The sequence below is a fragment of the Streptomyces sp. NPDC006265 genome (genome assembly GCF_040613555.1).
Taxonomy (GTDB): Bacteria; Actinomycetota; Actinomycetes; order Streptomycetales; family Streptomycetaceae; genus Streptomyces.
Genome location: NZ_JBEXSH010000117.1, coordinates 1 through 15,022, shown reverse-complemented (window position 1 = coordinate 15,022; position 15,022 = coordinate 1). Strand labels below are relative to the sequence as shown.

The window sequence follows — 15,022 nt, the reverse complement described above, 5'->3', positions numbered from 1 at the left end:
CGCCCCACGGGGGACGGCCGCCCTGCCCCGCCTCCGGTGTCCTCTCCGGAGCCGCTCTATGAACGACTCCAGCACCTTCGGCGGGCATATCCCCCTATCGGCGCAATCGACGTGCGGCCGGTAGCGGAGGTCCTCACTTCCTCAGCGTCAAGATCATCGAAAGCATCACTTCTGGTGCTGACAGAAGATCATCGGCGCACCAGCGTGGACAGGTGCCCGATGCTCAGCCCAAATGGATCCGACTCGCCTGCCAGCAGCAAGGCGACCGCATCCGCGAGGCCCGCGAGCACGCCAACCTGAGCCAGGAGAAACTCGCCGAGAAGGCCGAGTTAGGGCGATCGACAATTCAGCGGATCGAGGCCGGCGCCGGCATCAAGTACGTGCACCTGCTCGTCATCGCCCGAGCCCTCGATGTGCCCCTGGCCGAGCTGGTCCAGTGAGAGCGGCCCCGGCTGACGTCAGGGAAGACGCCGGCCGGGGCCGCGGGTTGAGCTGAGGTCAGGGCTTGGGCGGGGTCACGAACCCCCGTACAGGCCGCTGCTCCTTCGGGTCACGCGATGCAGGCTGCTGCGTGCGCTTCCACGCCGCCACCAGATCCGCGTAGCGCGGATCGATCCATTCGGACTCGGACACGGCGCCTCCCTTCACGCGGGCAGGCTACGCCACGCCGGGCTTCTTCGGCTTCGGCTGCACGACGATCGGGCACTCCGGGGCGTGCTGGCACTTCGCCGCCACCGACGCCAGCGTCTCGTCGGACGGCGGCCCCCACAGCTCCGCATCCGCCTCCCATCCCAGCTCCGCGATCTTCTCGCGGGTCCGGTCCAGGATCGGCGGGTCGTAGTTGGTGGGGTCGTAGCCCGGGAAGTGGTGCACGAAGCTGCCGAGGGACTCGCACAGCTCGGCGTACATCGCGGTGTGCAGGATGAGAGCGTGCCAGCCCTCGTCCACGATGCGCGACGGGGCGAGACCCACGCCGGGGTTCTTCGCGCAGGCCGCGACGAACTTGAGGCCCTCGTCGACGATGCGGCCGGCCATCTCCTCGGACATGTCCGGGTTGGCGTCCATGACCGTGCTGCGACAGCTGGCGAACCGCTCGTCGGTGATGAGCATGCGGGCGAGCCCGGGCAGCGCGTCCGGAGGCGTCGGGCCGGGGCCGGGGTTCGGAGGTACGCTCATGTGATCTCCTTCGCTGGTAGCGGATGGGGATGGCCCCGCCCGGGCCGGGGTTCTTCGCGGGATTCACCGGCCGGGCGGGGAGTCTCCGGGTTACGGGCGGGGCCCCTGGCGGATCAGCCGGTACAACACCCGCCCGATCTCGCAGCGGGCCGCGTCGTCGGTGCACTGCTCGCACATCGGGGCGTGCTCGAAGAGGCCGCGGTGTGCCCATGCGGCTGCGCAGCGCTGGCAGGCGCGAGGAAACCAGCTGCCTGCCGGTGACTTCTGCTCGCCGAGGTCGACGGCCGTCTCGGCGTTGAGCGGCCCGTCCTCGCACCAGACGCAGCGGGCGCCGCGTAGTTGGTCCTCGGTCGCGTCTGCGGCGGCCGGCAGCAGCAGGGCGGCTACCACGTTGGTGGGCACTACGAGGAAAGCTCTGGGCGATCCTGACGGCTGGGGTGCTGCGGCGGTACGGTGCGTCACGTCGACTCCTTGGCAGTCGGCCAGCCCCGGGGCCGTGCCAGCGGTCGCCGGGGTGTCGGTCGTTCCGAGCGCCCGGCGCCCTCCTCGGGGGTAGAAGACGCCGGGCCATCAACCGTCGGCCGAGGCGCGAACGGCTTGTAACCACCCAACCTCTGTGCGCTGTCGCGGGTAAGGGAGGACAGTGGAGCAGCGGTTGAACTGGTTGAACACGACTCGGGGGTTCACATGCCACGGCGACCACGCACACCGAACACCGTCCTCGCGGCCCTCATGCAGACGGCAGGAATCGGGAACGCCCAGCTAGCACGCAGGGTGAACGCGACGGGCCGCGAACTCGGCGTCACACTCCACTACGACAAGACGAGCGTGTCTCACTGGCTCGCTGGATCGGTCCCGAAGCCCGAGGCGCGGCCCGCGGTCACCGAGGCCCTCTCCCGGCTGCTCGGTCGCCCCGTAACGTGCGCTGAGATCGGCTGGCCCGACACCAAGGGCGCCGAGGCCAACGACCCAGTAGCAGGAGTGATCGACCTGAGCCGAGCCGACATGGACCCGTCCCGCCGAGGAGTGCTGAAGACCGGCATGTACGCGGCGGCTCTGGGCGTACCCAAGTTCGAGGACGTAACGGGGCGGCTCGAATCGGTGACGGCAGGCCGGACCGTGCACATCGGCAAATCCGACGTGGAGACCGTCCGCACGATGACCGACAAGGTCGCCGACATCCTGGACCAGGTCGGGGCCGGGCACGCCCGACCAATGGCCGCCGCCTTCCTCGTCAACACCGCCGGGCCCTACCTACGGGCAAGCGGAACGGATCAGGTCACCCGCGACATGCGGGCGGCCGTCGCTGACTTCGTGTACCTCACGGGGTGGATGGCCATGTACGAGAACCAGCAGGGCCTCGGGCAGAAGTACTACCTGCGCGCGCTGGAACTCGCCGGAGCCGCCGAGGACCACGTCACCTACTGCCGCACCCTGCGCGGGATGAGCTTGCAGGCCACCCACCTTGGCCACGGCAGCAAGGGGTTGGAGCTCGCGGATGCGGCGGCCGAGGCTGCGCCGTCTGCGGGGCCGCGCCTGGTGGCGTTCCTGCGCGGCCAGCAGGCCGCGGCGGCGGCGATGACGGGTGACCGGCACACGGCCCTGTCCCGGCTCACCGAGACTGAGACGGCGCTAGCACGGGCGGATAACCGGCGTGATGCTGTGGGCGGCTACGACCAGGCCGCGTACTTCTTCCACGAGGCTCACGTCCGTTGGCATCTGAAGGACCGTGAGGGGTCCATCCGGGCGTTGCGGCAGTCCAATGGGGTGCGGTCCCCACTGGAGCGTCAGGGGCGCGTGCACTGCCTCGGGGTGATCGCTGAGCGGCAGTTCCGTATGCGGCATGTTGAGGCCGCCTGCGAGACGTGGGGACAGTTCCTCGAGGAATACGTGACGATCAGCTCGGCGCGGGGTGACGAGCATCTGAAGACGCTTCGCAAGAGCCTGCCTGCGTACAAGAGACTGCCGGCGGTGCGAGCGTTGTCTGAGCGGGCGAGGGAAGTTGCCCGACTGAAGTCAGCCTGACCCCAGACATGACGAAAGCGGCCCCGCCCTCCCGAAGGAGAGCGGGGCCGCGGTCATGAGCCGATGTCGTGGAGGTAGGGGCGGACCTCGTCGGGTATGGGCTGCGGGGGCGGGGGCGGTTCGAGGCGCTGCTGCCGCATGTAGGCGACCAGGGAGCGCGCCCATCCGGCGATGTACCGCAGGGCGAAGTCCTGGGCGCCGAGTCGCGCCCGGTCCTGTTCGGCCTGCTGCCGGTCCTGCTCGACCTCCCTCCCGTTCCAGACGCGCGATGTGTTCGCTGAGCTTGTCCGTCACCACAGTGAAGTCGTCGCGCCGATCCGCTCCACGCGGGCGGCGAGGCTGCCGCCGGCCGATGACGGCGGTGACGACGCCGCCGGCCGCCGTGACGAGGGCAACGGCCAGGGCGCTCAGGGCGGTCAGCATCTCAGGTCTCACGCGGTAGCTCCGTTCGTGCCGGTGCTTCGTCCCAGCCGATCGCCACCAGGCACACGGTCCCGAACGCGCCGAAGAGGCCCGTGGTCGCACGTGGGGACAGTCACTGTCCGGGACGAGTTGTCGTGATCCGACACAGGCGGATTCCTTGTTCTGGCCGTCATCGGCCCTGGGCCGGCGTGCGATGGGAGTCCCGGCTCATTCCTCGTTCAAGAGCTCGGCCGCGGCCTTCGGATCCATGAGGGTCGACCAGGCTTGCTCGGCGGGAAGGAGGGGGCGGCTGGGGAGGGCGTACTCGGGATACCAGTCGGTTGGATCGCAGCCGGGGACATGGCGCAGGATGACCGCCATGAGATCGTCGGGGACGGAGCCGGTGATGCGCACGGCGACATAGGTCTCATGGCCGTCGTCGGCGCGTACGAGGATGCCGAGGCGGAAGGTGGGGAAGTCGGCGGCGTGTTCGTGCCCGTCGTGCAGTGATCCGCGAGCCAGCTCCCGCACAGCCGCAGCGAGATGGCGGACGAGCCGGGTACCGGCTTCGAGCTGGTAGCGATCGCGGTCGTTCTGGTCCGGGAGGAGATGCCCGACGTACGTCCTCGTACTCAGGGGCTGACGTTCTTCGGCGTTGTAGCGGGCCCGTGCAGCCCTCGCAGTCGTCTCCAAGGCTGAGTAGAAGTCGTCCGGCGACCCGTCCTCGCGTTGCCCGGCGGCGATGAGCCAGGGCAGGTCCTCGTCTGTCCAGACCGCTCCGCGCCAGCGTTGGACCTTGACTTTGAAGAGCACCTCATCATCGATCGAGCGGATCCGCTCCTGTCCGGCCTCGCCGTCGGTGAAGCGTTCCCGTGCCTTGGCCAGGAGCGGATGATCCAACTCATCGAGCGGCTCCCGGGCTGACGGAAGCGGTAGTTTTAGGTCGTCGCGGAGTGCGCGCAGGGTGGGTCGAGCGGGCCGCACCGATCAGTCGTCCTTACCTACTCCGCCGAGTTCCTTGATCCGCTCCGGCGACAGTCCGGTGAGCAGCGAGACGCTCGATTCGACAGATCCGTCAAGCTTGCGCATCTTCTCCAGCATGTTGGCCCGAACCTCCTCACGGCGGATCTCCAGGTAGGTTCGAACGGCCTCCGCGACCAGGTCCTTCTTCGTCATCCCTAGAAAATGGGCGCCGTCCGCGATCAGCTCGTCTATGGCCGCATCGACCTTCAAGGGTGCTGTCGTCCGGGTTGTCTTACTCCGGGCTTCCTCTGTGATGCTCACGCTTACCTCCTCTGGTACCAGAAGGTACTCCTATCCTCCTCTACTTGCGAGCGACGAGTGGACAGGAAGAGTGGACAGGGGGATGCCTCAGGGAGATCTGAGGCCCTCAAGTCGGTGGCCTGCGGCTCTTGAGTGCAGGACTTGTGCCGCACCGGACGAGGACACCGCGGACGCGATGCGGGCGCCTTGACGAGGCCGAGTCGGAGGCGGTCCGCCCCGAGCCTCACTCTGGGAGGCTGCGTCGCCGTATCCGTGCGATCACCGACGCGCTCGGTGAGGCGGCTGCCCTGAGCGCCGCCGTCGTCGCTTCGCGGTCGGCGTTCGACGCGCTCGTCTCCGTCGGCTGACCTCGGGCACGTGCGCAGCGGGCGGTCGGGCGTGAGCGATGCGTGAGCGGATGATGCGGCAGAGGCCATCACGGCGTGGACCGAGTGCAAAGCGGGACCCGTCTTGACCAGGTGGTTCCGGACGCCGAAGAACCGTCCGGAACCACCCGTCATGCTCTGGCCAGGACTTTTAATCCATTGGTTGTGGGTTCGAGTCCCACAGGGCCTACAAGGAAGCCCCGGTTCGGATCGTCTCCGGACCGGGGCTCTTGTCGTTGCCGTGGGCGTGTCAGCCGGTGGTCAGCATCCCCGACCGCAGGCGGGCGACCGTGCGGGAGATGAGCCGGGAGACGTGCATCTGCGAGATGCCGAGCCGGGCGCCGATCTCCGCCTGGGTCAGCTCCTCCACGAAGCGCAGGTGCAGGATGAGGCGCTGGCGTTCGTCGAGTTCGGCGACCAGGGGGGCCAGGGCGTGGAAGTCCTCGACGAGTTCGAGGGCCGGGTCCTCCTCGCCGATGAACTCCGACAGCGTCGTGTCGCTCTCGTCCGGGTCGCCGGTGACCGTCGCGTCGAGGGAGGACGACAGGTAACCGTTGGCGGCGATCTGGGCCTCGACGACCTCTTCCTCCGACAGGTTCATCAGGGCCGCCAGTTCGGCCACCTTCGGCGCGCGGCCGAGGCGGGAGGCCAGTTCCTCGGTGGCCTTGGCGAGTTCCGTACGGGCTTCCTGAAGGCGGCGCGGCACGTGCACGGCCCAGGACGTGTCACGGAAGAACCGCTTGATCTCACCGATGATGTACGGCACCGCGAAGCTGGTGAACTGCACCTCTCGGGAGACCTCGAACCGGTCGATGGCCTTGATCAGCCCGATGACGCCGACCTGGACGATGTCCTCCATCGACTGGCCGCTGGTGCGGAACCGGCGGGCCGCGAAACGCACCAGCGACATGTTCATCTCGATGAGTGTGTTGCGGGCGTACTGGTATTCGGCCGTGCCCTCCTCGAGCACGGCGAGCCGGTCGAGGAACTGTCCGGTCAGCCCGCGCGCGTCCTGCGGGGCGAGCTTCTGGGGCTCGGCGATCTGCGGCAGTTCCTCACCGGTGCAGGTGGCGGAATCCGTCGTCGTGCCGATGCGCATGGTCGCCGTCACGGGCCCTCCCTCTCGTTCCGGCCCGCTCCGATACCCCGACAGGCCACCTCCAGCGCCGTTACCCGCCCTCGCTGCGGTCATGCCCCGCATGTGCCCCGGCGAGACGTTGACCACAGTCGGCGCAGGTCGAGGCGGTGTCGGGGTACTCGGACCCGTACTGCGACGGTACGAGCAGGGAAGGCGGGCGGTGGAGTGCGGGAGAGAAGGCCGAGGGGCTCGTGGAGCGGACAGTTGTCGTTTGGCAACTATAGGCGGAGGGCAACAGCCCAGGCATGCCGAACGTGCGCGGGGAAGAGGCCGGAAGGGACGACTCCGTGCGGCGGCGCGTTATTCAGGCAGTCCGGGTACCGGACGAGCGGGAGTCTTCGGAGTGGTCGTGTATCTGGGCCGCCGCCGCGTCGCAGAACGCCTCCAGCCCCTGCAGCAGCGCGACCCGCTTCGCCGCGGGCATCTGGTCGAGCACCGCGCGCAGCGCCTGCTCCCGGCGCACCCGCAGGTCGGCCAGGAAGGCGCGGCCGTGGCCGCTGAGGTGCAGGCGGACCTCGCGCCGGTCGGCAGAACTCACCTCGCGTTCCACGAAACCGGCCGCCTGCAGCCGGTCGCACAGCCGGCTGGTCGAGGGCGGTGTGGAGGCCAGGGAGTCGGCGAGCGTGCGCAGGTTGATGTCCTCGTGGTGTTCGAGGATGAGCAGCACCCGCAGCTGGGACGCGGAGGCCGGCGCGGTCGAGGCCCGGCCCCAGAGGACTTCCAGCAACTCCGCGGCCGTGGAGGTCACACGGGCGACCTCTGCTGGCTCAGGGCGGGGTCGGAGGGAAGTCACAGTCACACTCTCGCAGGCACCGGCATGGCCGTCAGCGTACTAGGCGTGAGCTGAACCGCCCGGGACCCGCTTCCCGGCCGTGGACAAGAACCCGTTTCGAGGACGCGTAGGCGTCCCACCGAGGATGGTGAACAGACCACCGTGACCACGATCACGAACAGATTCGTGGCCGCCGAGCGCGCCCTGCGCACGGCGGCCCCCCATCAGCTGCTGGACGCGGTCCGTCGTGTACTGACCGATCAGTACGCGGCGGACTCCGTCGAGCTCTTCCTCGCAGACTACGGACTGACGGTGCTTCAGCCGGTGTCCGTGCTGCCGCACACCCACGGGCCGGTGTCCGTGCACAACAGCCCGGCGGGCCGGGCCTTCGGCGCGCAGGAGCCGTATGTGGAGGCCCTCGCGGGCGGCCTCGTGCGGGCCCACCTGCCCGTCACCGTGCGCGGCGACCGGCTGGGCGTGCTGACCGTGACCCTGCCCGGCGGCGAGCACGCCGAGGGCGGGCTGGGCGAGCTGACCGAGATCGCCGAGGTGCTCGGGCACGAGGTCGTCGTGGCCGAGCGGGACACCGACCTGTATCTCCAGGCGCGCCGCCGGGACCGGCTGACGCTCGCCGCCGAGATGCAGTGGCAGCTGCTGCCGGGCCGCTCCTGCGCCCGCCCCGAGTACGAGCTGGGCGCGCAGCTGGAACCGGCGTACGCGATCTTCGGCGACAACTTCGACTGGTCCGCATCGGCCGACCGGCTCAGCCTCTACGTCACCAACGGCATGGGCGAGGGCATAGAGGCCTCCCTGCTGACGAACCTGGCGATCAACGCCCTGCGCAACGCGCGCCGGGCCGGGCTGTCCATCGACGACCAGGCGGCCCTGGCCGACCAGGCGGTGTACGCCCACTACCGGGGCCGCTGCTACCTCTCCGTGCTCATGCTCGAGTTCGACCTGGCCACCGGCCGGGTCCGCGCGGTGGACGCCGGGTCACCGCAGATGCTGCGGCTGCGCCGGGGCGGGGTGGAGCAGGTGCCCTTCGACGCCCAGCTGCCGCTCGGCATGTTCGAGGAGACCGACTACGTGATCCAGGAGTTCCGAGTCGAGCCCGGCGACCGGCTGGTCTTCGTCAGCGACGGGGTCTACGACGTCGCCTCCCCGGGCGGCGAGGCCTACGGGGACGCGGCCCTGGCCCGGGCGATCCAGTCGACCCGGCTGCTGCCGGCCGCCGAGGTGCCCGGGGCCATCCTGCGCGAACTGACGGGTCACCGCGGCCGGTCGACGCCGGACGACGACGCCCTCGTGGTGTGTCTGGACTGGCGTGGTCGGTAAGGGACGGGGAAGGCGCAGGTCGGGGGCGCCCGTGGGCAGTTGTTTGGTGGTGCCGGACGCCGGCACTAATGTTTGTCATACGGCAAGTAATGGCTGAGGCGCTGTCGCGTGACCTCGGTCGGGCCCGTGCAAGGGAGCGATGCAAGTGTCGGTGTCGGAAGAGAACGAGGAACAGGAGCCGGCCGCATACCAGGTGAGCGCCTTTCTGGAGCGGCGACGTGAGCAGATCGCCCAACGCTGGGCGGACGCCGCGCTGTTCCGCATGGTCTTCACCGTCTCCCGGGACGAGGCGGTGGAGGCGGGCAGGGCGGTGGCCGCCGCCCTGGCGGCGGTGGCGGCCTCCGGGCGGCTGGACGACGTCCGGGCGTCCGGATTCGAGTCCGTGCGCGACCAGTTGGGGCGGATGGCGGCCTCACGCGCCCGTACGGGCATCGACCCGGACGGAGTCGCCACCGAGGTGGCCGCGCTGCGCGAGCCGGTGATTGAGCTGCTGCGCGCCGAGTTCCCGGAGCCCTATGCCCCCGAGGCGCAGGAGGCGGTGGTGGCGCTGACCGTGCTCATGGGCACGCTGCGCCTGGTCGTGCTGGAGACGACCGTCAGCGCGGGCGAGGAGCTGATCGCCCGGCAGCGCGAGCAGCTGCACGAGGTGGCCACCCCGGTGATCAAGCTGTGGGAGAGCACCGTCGCCGTGCCGCTGATCGGGACCCTGGACAGCGCGCGCAGCCAGGTGGTCATGGAGAGCCTGCTGGACGCGATCGTGGCCGAGCGCGCCCGGTACGCCATCCTCGACATCACCGGGGTGCCCACGGTCGATTCGCTGGTCGCCCAGCACCTGATGAAGACCGTGGCGGCGGCGCGGCTGATGGGCGCCGAGTGCATCGTGTCCGGCATCCGGCCCGCGATCGCGCAGACCATCGTCCACCTGGGCATCGACCTCGGCACGGTGCTCACCCGTTCGAGCCTGGCGGACGCGCTCGCGTACGCGCTCAGCGAGCAGGGGGTCGAGATCGCACCGCTGAGGGCGGTCGGCGCGGCGGCGGACGCGGGTACGCGGTGACCGCCCTCGCGGGACCCGGCCCCGTGGGCGGGCACGGCTTCACCGTGCCGGTCCTCCAGCTGGGCGATGTCCTGCTGGTCACACTCCAGGGCGAGTTGCACGACGGGATGGCGGAGCAGCTGCAGCAGGACATCACGGCCCGGATCTCGCACAGCAGGGTGAGCGGGGTCGTGATCGACATCTCCGGCGTGGAGATCGTCGACTCCTTCCTGGGCAGGGTCCTCGCCGAGATCGCGGCCGGGGCCAAGCTGCTGGCGGCCCGTACGGTCCTGGCCGGGATGCGCCCGGTGGTTGCGATCACCCTGGTCGAGCTGGGGCTCACCCTGCCCGGCCTGCGGACGGCCCTGGACGTCGAACGTGCGATGGAGATGCTGGGCGTGACCACGCGCCGGGGCGAGAGGAGTCCGTGATGCAGGCTTCCCGCCATGCCGGTCCGGCCAGCCTGCCGATCGGCTCGGACGCCGATCTGGCGTGGGTGCGGCAGCAGGTCCGGCAGGCAGCCGCCGAGCTCGGGTTCGGGCTGGTGCAGCAGACCAAGCTCGTCACCGCGGCGAGCGAGCTGGCCCGCAACACCCTCGTCCACGGCGGGGGCGGCCATGTGCGGATCACCTCTCTGGGCACCGGTCCGTCGCACGGGCTGCGGCTGGACTTCGTCGACACCGGGCCCGGCATCCGAGACCTGGACCAGGCGCTGACCGACGGCTACACCAGCGGCGGCGGGCTCGGGCTGGGCCTGAGCGGCGCCAAGCGGCTTGTGCAGGAGTTCGAGGTGGACAGCCGGCCCGGTGAGGGGACCACCGTCACCGTCACCGCCTGGGCCACCGTCGTACCGCCTTCCCGGACGGTGCCGTGATGAGCAGGGTCTGGGACGTGCCGGTGGACGACTCGACCCGGGTGCGGGACGTGCGGGTGGCCGCCGAGGAGGCCTGCGCCTGCGCGGGCCTGCCCCCGGGCCGCACCGCGACCGCCGCGCTGGTGGCGACGGAGCTGGCCACCAACCTGCTGCGGCACGCGGACGGCGGGCGCGTGCTGATCAACCTCGTCGAGCGGAGGCACGACGACGGCTGCCGGACGGCGGTGCAGCTCGTCTCGCTCGACCACGGCCCGGGCATCCCGGACGTCGCGGCGGCGATGCGCGACGGCTACACCACGACCGTCGCCGCCTCGCTCGGCGCCGGGCTGGGCACGTGCCGACGCATAGCGAACGACTTCGATCTGCACAGCGCGCCCGGCCGGGGCACCGTCGTGACGGCCCGGATCGGCCACGAGCCCGCCGTCCGCAACCAGGGGCCGCCCCCGCCCGGTCCGCGCGCCGGGGGTGTCAACGTCCCGCTCGGCCAGGCCGAGCACTCCGGGGACGCCTGGGGCCGGGTGTGTGGCGGGGACCGGCTGACCCTGCTGCTCGCCGACGGGCTGGGGCACGGGGTGAAAGCCGCCGAGGCCTCCGCCGCGGCGGTGAAGGAGCTGCGCGGCCTGGCCGAGCGACCGCCCGTCGAGATCCTGCGGAGTCTGGGCCGGGCGCTGCGGCCCACTCGGGGCGCGGCCGTCGCCGTGGCCCAACTGGACATGACCGCAGGGAAGTTGAGCTTCGCCGGGATCGGCAACGTCGGCGCCCGGCTGCGGACCGACGGCACGTGGAAGGCGCTGCTGTCCCATCCGGGCATCGTGGGCGCGCAGGCCCCGGCTTCCGTGCCCGTGCAGCGCGTTCCCTGGCACGCGGACAGCCTGCTGGTCCTGCACAGCGACGGCCTGCCCAGCTGCTGGACACCGCCCGACGACGGCGTGCTGCCGGGCTGCGATCCGGCGGTGGCGGCCGCGGTGGTGCTCCGGGACGCGGGCAGCGCGGCCCGGCCGGTACGGGACGACACCTGTGTGGCGGTCCTGACCGCCGGCGGCGTGAGCCGCCACGGCTCGGGGACTTGAGGGGGCGGGGATGACCGGCGGCGTCGCGCGGTGCGGCTGCATCGGCCGGGTTCCACGGCCCGCGAGCGGCGGGCGCACGGCGGGTCGCGCAGGGCGTGCGGCCGACCGTCCGCACAGAATCACGGCAGGCGGGACCGCGGAAGCGCCGCCGAGACTCACCATGGTGCGGTCGGCCTGACCGGCGAGCGGTCACCGTCCCCGCGGCCGGGCTGCGTCGCGGGGGCTCGCCTTCTCGACACCGCAGCCCCTCGCGCCGGAACTCACTCCGCCCCACCGGTGCCCGGCGCCGTGTCCTGGGCCGCCAGGAAACCCCGCAATCCCCTGCTCAGCGCCGCCCGTTCGGCCGGTTCCATCGCTGCCAGGGCCGCGGCCAGGGCCTGGGCGCGGCGGTCGGCGACGTCGCCCAGGATGTGCTGTCCGTGCGTCGTGAGCCACAGTTGCACCTCCCGGCGGGTGTCGGGGTGCGGGGTCCGTTCCAGCAGGCCGGCCGCCGCCAGGCGGTCGCAGAGGCGGCTGGCCGTGGGGAGGCCGATGTCCAGTCCCTCCGCCAGGGCCGTCAGGTTCAGTCCGGGCGCCGCCTGCACGGTGTGCAGCGCCCGCAACTGGTGCAGGGACAGGCGCAGGGACGCCTCCTGCGCGGCGATCGACCACAGCGCCGTCAGGCTCTCCACGGCATCGGCGATCTGCGATGCGACGGCCTCCGGGCCATCGCCCGGTCCCCTCGCCCGGTGGTCGCCGGGGCCGCCGAGATCGGTCACGAAACGGTCACTTCCATAAAGCTCCGGGTACTGATGAGGTCGCCCTCTTTCAAAGGCTGTACCCGATGAACCGAGCTGCAAGCAGCCCGGTTCGGAACCCGGCCGGACCGGTAACGGCTCAGCCGGCGCTGAGTTCCGTCAGCGCGGCGAGCGGCAGCGTGTGCTGGGTCTGGAGGACCTTCGCGCGCAGGTAGCGGACGTTGTGGGCGGTGGTGAAGACGCCCGTGGGGATCCGGTCGCGCACGTCGGCGCCCAGGGTCCGCAACTGCTCCGCCTTGTCGGGGTTGTTGGAGAGCAGGTCCAGTTCGCCGATGCCCAGGGCCCGGAGCATCTGGGCCGCGGCCGTGTAGTCGCGGGCGTCCTCGGGCAGCCCGAGCGCCGCGTTCGCCTCGTAGGTGTCGAGCCCCTGGTCCTGGAGGGCGTACGCGTCGAGCTTGTTGTAGAGGCCGATGCCCCGGCCCTCCTGGCGGAGGTAGAGAAGCACGCCGCCGCGCTCGGCGATGCTCTCGACCGCTTCGCGCAGCTGCGGGCCGCAGTCGCAGCGGGCCGAGCCGAACACATCTCCGGTCAGGCACTCGGAGTGCAGCCGCACCAGCGGGATCGGGCCGGGCTCGCCGAGGACCACGGCCACGTGCTCCTGGCCGTCGGCCAGCCCGTGGAAGGTGACCAGCTCGGCGTCGGCCTCGTAGCCGTCGTGGAAGCGCAGCGGGACCCGGACGCGGGAGCGCGGGGTGGCGATGACGGCGGGGGTGTCGGGCATGCGGGGCCTCCGGGTTCCGTTTCCTGTTCGGCTGCACAGCCGTACTGCTTCAGATTTGAAGCAGATCCACGATCGGAACCCTACTCGTGCTTTAAATTTGAAGCAACGAGGGAGGGGGCGGTGTGATGCGCGTCACCAGTACGTCACGAACAGGCCGGCGACGACCTCCGCCGCCACGGCACGTCGTCCGCCGCCGGCCGGGTCCCGTCCTCCTGAAGCGCCTGTGCGATCACCGTGGAGATCTCCTCCAGCTGCCCCACCTGCTCCTCGCTGAGCCGGTCGAACACGAACCCCCGCACCGTCTCGACATGCCCGGGAGCAGCCCTCTCCAGCACGGCGAACCCCTCGTCGGTCAGCGCGGCGATACTGCCCCGCTTGTCGTAGCGGCAGGCCTCGCGCCGCAGCATGCCGTCCTTCTCCAGCCGCGTGACGGCGTACGTCAGCCGGCTGCGCGTGATCTTCAGCCGCTCGGCGAGATCGGTCATGCGCAGCCGCCTTTCCGGGGACTCCGACAGGACGGACAGGATGGAGTAGTACAGGTGCGGCATGCCGGCGTCCTGCTGGAGCTGCCGGTCGATCGCGTCCTCCAGGAGCAGTGAGGCGGCGATGTAGGCGCGCCAGGCGCGCTGCTCATCGGGGGTGAGCCAGCGAGTCGTCATGCCACCAGTGTAGGTTTGTTTCAAACTTGAACCAAGCCCCTCCCGTCCCGCCGTCCCGACCAGCAGCGGAGCATCGATGCCTCACCCGTACGTCCTGCTGTCCGCCGCCGTCTCCCTCGACGGCTACCTGGACGACACCGGACCCGACCGTCTGCTCCTGTCCAGCCCGGCCGACTTCGACCGGGTCGACGAGGTCCGGGCCGACGTCGACGCGATCCTGATCGGCGCCGGCACCATCCGTGCCGACAACCCGCGGCTGCTGGTGAACTCGGAGCGGCGCCGGGTCGCCCGCATGGCAGCCGGCCGGCCCGAGTACCCCCTCAAGGTCACCGTCAGCGGCTCCGGCACCCTCGACCCGGACGCCCGCTTCTGGCACACCGGCGGGGAGAAGGTCCTCTACACCACCGACCAGGGCGCCGAACACGCCCGCGCCCTGGGTCTGGCCACCGACGTCGTCCCGCTCGGCACCGACCTCGACTGGCGCCGGCTGCTCACGCACCTGTACGACGTCCGGGGCGTACGGCGGCTCATGGTCGAGGGTGGAGGACTGATCCACACCCAGCTCCTCACCCAGGGACTCGCCGACGAACTCCAGCTGGTCCTCGCCCCGCTCTTCGTCGGCGACCCCCGGGCCCCCCGCCTCTTCGGCCCCGGCGGCTACCAGGGCGGCCGGCTCCGGCTGCTGGAAACACGGCAGATCGAGGACGTGGTCCTGATGCGCTACGAGCCGACCGCCCCGGGCACCGGCCGGCTCCCCGCCGCCGCCGACCACCACTGGCTCGCCCTCGCCTGCGAACTGGCCGAGCGCTGCCCGCCGTCGGACACGGCGTTCAGCGTGGGCGCGGTCGTGGTCGCCGCCGACGGCACGGAACTGGCCCGCGGTCACTCCCGAGAGACCGGCGACCCGGTCGTGCATGCCGAGGAGGCGGCCCTCGCCAAGATCGACCCGGCCGACCCGCGCCTGCCCGGCGCGACCGTGTACAGCAGCCTGGAGCCGTGCGCCCGCCGCGCCTCACGCCCGGCCCCCTGCGCCCGGCTGATCCTCGACGCGGGGGTACGGCGGGTCGTCACGGCCTGGCGCGAGCCGGACACCTTCGTGACGGACGCCGACGGCAGCGGCCTCCTCGCGGCCCGGGGGGTGGAGGTCGTCGTCCTCCCGGAACACGAGGAGCGGGCGAAGGCCCCGAACCGTCACCTGCCGGGCTGAGAACCGGCCCGATCGGTGGGTGTGCACGAGTGGTCCCGCGGATGGCGTACACTGGAGTCACAACGACGCGGGGTGGAGCAGCTCGGTAGCTCGCTGGGCTCATAACCCAGAGGTCGCAGGTTCAAATCCTGTCCCCGCTACTGAAGGCCGAGGGCCGGAAT

18 protein-coding genes and 1 tRNA gene are annotated in these 15,022 nt (G+C 71.0%); 9 read left to right on the top strand and 10 right to left on the bottom strand.

The window, feature by feature from the left end; translation table 11 throughout:
• Positions 1-212 precede the first annotated feature (212 nt).
• Positions 213-440 carry a helix-turn-helix transcriptional regulator gene (locus ABZ281_RS12810; protein WP_356654855.1) on the top strand — a complete coding sequence of 76 codons (228 nt, stop codon included), beginning with the start codon at positions 213-215 and terminating at the stop codon, positions 438-440.
• A gap of 58 nt (positions 441-498) precedes the next feature.
• Here the strand turns inward: ABZ281_RS12810 and ABZ281_RS12805 are convergent, their stop codons facing one another.
• The 3 genes from ABZ281_RS12805 to ABZ281_RS12795 form a co-directional block, all read right to left on the bottom strand.
• Complete coding sequence (locus tag ABZ281_RS12805; protein WP_356654853.1) at positions 499-633, bottom strand: hypothetical protein; 135 nt, start codon at positions 631-633, stop codon at positions 499-501.
• A 24-nt stretch (positions 634-657) separates the two neighbouring features.
• Positions 658-1,176, bottom strand: a complete 519-nt coding sequence (locus ABZ281_RS12800; RefSeq protein ID WP_356654851.1) for a hypothetical protein — start codon at positions 1,174-1,176, stop codon at positions 658-660.
• Between the two features lie 90 nt (positions 1,177-1,266).
• Positions 1,267-1,638, bottom strand: a complete 372-nt coding sequence (locus tag ABZ281_RS12795) for a hypothetical protein (RefSeq protein WP_356654849.1) — start codon at positions 1,636-1,638, stop codon at positions 1,267-1,269.
• Between the two features lie 225 nt (positions 1,639-1,863).
• Here ABZ281_RS12795 and ABZ281_RS12790 point away from each other — a divergent pair, with 225 nt between their 5' ends.
• A complete protein-coding gene (locus ABZ281_RS12790; protein ID WP_356654847.1) occupies positions 1,864-3,201 on the top strand; it encodes a hypothetical protein in 1,338 nt (445 codons plus the stop codon).
• Positions 3,202-3,831: 630 nt separating this feature from the next.
• On the opposite strand, the gene ABZ281_RS12785 is transcribed toward ABZ281_RS12790, so the two are convergent.
• The 4 genes from ABZ281_RS12785 to ABZ281_RS12770 form a co-directional block, all read right to left on the bottom strand.
• Positions 3,832-4,503: a hypothetical protein gene (locus ABZ281_RS12785; RefSeq protein WP_356654845.1), complete on the bottom strand. Its 672-nt coding sequence runs from the start codon at positions 4,501-4,503 to the stop codon at positions 3,832-3,834.
• 87 nt (positions 4,504-4,590) lie between these two features.
• Positions 4,591-4,887 carry a hypothetical protein gene (locus tag ABZ281_RS12780; RefSeq protein ID WP_356654843.1) on the bottom strand — a complete coding sequence of 99 codons (297 nt, stop codon included), beginning with the start codon at positions 4,885-4,887 and terminating at the stop codon, positions 4,591-4,593.
• Positions 4,888-5,502: 615 nt separating this feature from the next.
• Entirely contained in the window at positions 5,503-6,351 is an 849-nt protein-coding gene (locus ABZ281_RS12775; RefSeq protein WP_356654857.1) for an RNA polymerase sigma factor SigF, read from the bottom strand.
• A gap of 343 nt (positions 6,352-6,694) precedes the next feature.
• Positions 6,695-7,189, bottom strand: coding sequence for a MarR family transcriptional regulator (locus tag ABZ281_RS12770; RefSeq protein WP_356654841.1), 495 nt, complete (start codon positions 7,187-7,189; stop codon positions 6,695-6,697).
• Between the two features lie 135 nt (positions 7,190-7,324).
• Between ABZ281_RS12770 and ABZ281_RS12765 the strand changes: the two genes are divergently transcribed.
• The 5 genes from ABZ281_RS12765 to ABZ281_RS12745 all read left to right on the top strand — a co-directional run bounded on the left by ABZ281_RS12765 (position 7,325) and on the right by ABZ281_RS12745 (position 11,477).
• Positions 7,325-8,497, top strand: a complete 1,173-nt coding sequence (locus tag ABZ281_RS12765; RefSeq protein WP_356654839.1) for a PP2C family protein-serine/threonine phosphatase — start codon at positions 7,325-7,327, stop codon at positions 8,495-8,497.
• Between the two features lie 139 nt (positions 8,498-8,636).
• Positions 8,637-9,554, top strand: coding sequence for an STAS domain-containing protein (locus ABZ281_RS12760; protein WP_356654837.1), 918 nt, complete (start codon positions 8,637-8,639; stop codon positions 9,552-9,554).
• Positions 9,551-9,964, top strand: coding sequence for an STAS domain-containing protein (locus ABZ281_RS12755; protein ID WP_356654835.1), 414 nt, complete (start codon positions 9,551-9,553; stop codon positions 9,962-9,964). Before ABZ281_RS12760 ends, ABZ281_RS12755 begins: the two co-directional genes overlap by 4 nt.
• Entirely contained in the window at positions 9,964-10,407 is a 444-nt protein-coding gene (locus ABZ281_RS12750; protein WP_356654833.1) for an anti-sigma regulatory factor, read from the top strand. The genes ABZ281_RS12755 and ABZ281_RS12750 overlap by 1 nt, the downstream gene beginning before the upstream one ends.
• A complete protein-coding gene (locus tag ABZ281_RS12745; RefSeq protein ID WP_356654831.1) occupies positions 10,407-11,477 on the top strand; it encodes an ATP-binding SpoIIE family protein phosphatase in 1,071 nt (356 codons plus the stop codon). The genes ABZ281_RS12750 and ABZ281_RS12745 overlap by 1 nt, the downstream gene beginning before the upstream one ends.
• A gap of 260 nt (positions 11,478-11,737) precedes the next feature.
• Here the strand turns inward: ABZ281_RS12745 and ABZ281_RS12740 are convergent, their stop codons facing one another.
• From ABZ281_RS12740 to ABZ281_RS12730, 3 genes are all read right to left on the bottom strand, one after another.
• Positions 11,738-12,235 (bottom strand): MarR family winged helix-turn-helix transcriptional regulator, encoded by a 498-nt coding sequence (locus tag ABZ281_RS12740; protein WP_356654829.1) that lies wholly within the window; start codon positions 12,233-12,235, stop codon positions 11,738-11,740.
• Positions 12,236-12,353: 118 nt separating this feature from the next.
• Positions 12,354-12,995 carry a GTP cyclohydrolase II gene (gene ribA / locus ABZ281_RS12735; RefSeq protein WP_356654827.1) on the bottom strand — a complete coding sequence of 214 codons (642 nt, stop codon included), beginning with the start codon at positions 12,993-12,995 and terminating at the stop codon, positions 12,354-12,356.
• Positions 12,996-13,138: 143 nt separating this feature from the next.
• On the bottom strand, positions 13,139-13,654 hold the full coding sequence (locus ABZ281_RS12730; protein ID WP_356654825.1) for a MarR family transcriptional regulator: 516 nt from the start codon (positions 13,652-13,654) through the stop codon (positions 13,139-13,141).
• A 76-nt stretch (positions 13,655-13,730) separates the two neighbouring features.
• Here ABZ281_RS12730 and ABZ281_RS12725 point away from each other — a divergent pair, with 76 nt between their 5' ends.
• Both ABZ281_RS12725 and ABZ281_RS12720 read left to right on the top strand, forming a co-directional pair.
• Positions 13,731-14,861: a dihydrofolate reductase family protein gene (locus tag ABZ281_RS12725; protein WP_356654823.1), complete on the top strand. Its 1,131-nt coding sequence runs from the start codon at positions 13,731-13,733 to the stop codon at positions 14,859-14,861.
• Positions 14,862-14,927: 66 nt separating this feature from the next.
• Positions 14,928-15,001: transfer RNA gene (locus ABZ281_RS12720), tRNA-Met, on the top strand.
• The last annotated feature ends 21 nt before the right edge of the window (positions 15,002-15,022 follow it).